Genomic DNA, 875 nt, shown 5'->3' with positions numbered 1-875 from the left:
TGGCAATAGAAAATTCTGGTGTAGAGGGTATTACGTAGACACAGTTGGTAGGAATCAGAAGCGAATAGAAGAATATATTCGTAATCAATTACAAGATGACGTGATAGTGGACCAATTAAGCATATTCGAGGAGTACGATCCATTCACGGGTCAGAAAAATATAAGGAAGTAGAACAGAAAGGGACCCGCTAGCCGGGTCAGCTGGAGAAGTGGTGCATAAGGGAGACCATTCGGACAAGCCTTTAGGTTTTGGCCGGTAATAGAGGTTTTCAGCCGAAGAACAAACCTCCCGTTCTCACGGGTGGTTTTGATTTTAGATTTATGCTTGTTCAAGAATAGTTGATTGAAGGTGGAGATTATTGGTTATTGGGAAAGAAAACAAAATTAATTTTAGCCAACTTTTGCAGAAAGCGATTCGGGAAGAGTTGCAAGTTTGAGCCTAGTCAATCAGCTAGGCTTTTTATTTAAATTTGCCTATTTAGAAAAAATGTTATACAATGTATTACACAAAAGGAGGTGAATAATATGGCCATGGTATCATTGAGATTAAACAAAGCAGAAGAAGAATTATTTAAAAGTTATTCAACACATACAGGGAAAACCTTATCAGAATTATTTAAAACAGCATTGAAAGAGCAAATAGAAGATAAGTTAGACTATGAAAGAGGTATCCAAGCCTTAGAGGATTTTGAAAAGAATCCGGTCACCTACTCTATAGATGACATTATAGAGGAGTTTGAAAATGACTTGGAAAGGCAACACCTATTTGGACAAATTTATAAATTCTTTTTCGTCAGACCTTAGTCTGACGTCCATAGGTGTCTGGTAATTGAGGCTTCCATGGATCCTTTGGTGATTCCACCAGTGAATGTAAT

General features: G+C 37.4%; 1 protein-coding gene and 1 pseudogene. Both read left to right on the top strand.

What is annotated here, in order from left to right:
* A pseudogene (locus I1A59_RS09470) lies at positions 1 to 172 on the top strand (IS200/IS605 family transposase); the annotation flags it as partial.
* Positions 173 to 525: 353 nt separating this feature from the next.
* Positions 526 to 804 carry a DUF6290 family protein gene (locus I1A59_RS09465; RefSeq protein WP_196092494.1) on the top strand — a complete coding sequence of 93 codons (279 nt, stop codon included), beginning with the start codon at positions 526 to 528 and terminating at the stop codon, positions 802 to 804.
* Positions 805 to 875 lie beyond the last annotated feature (71 nt).

Source organism: Streptococcus sp. NLN76 (genome assembly GCF_015686645.1).
Taxonomy (GTDB): Bacteria; Bacillota; Bacilli; order Lactobacillales; family Streptococcaceae; genus Streptococcus.
This window is presented reverse-complemented; position numbering and strand designations above follow the sequence as displayed.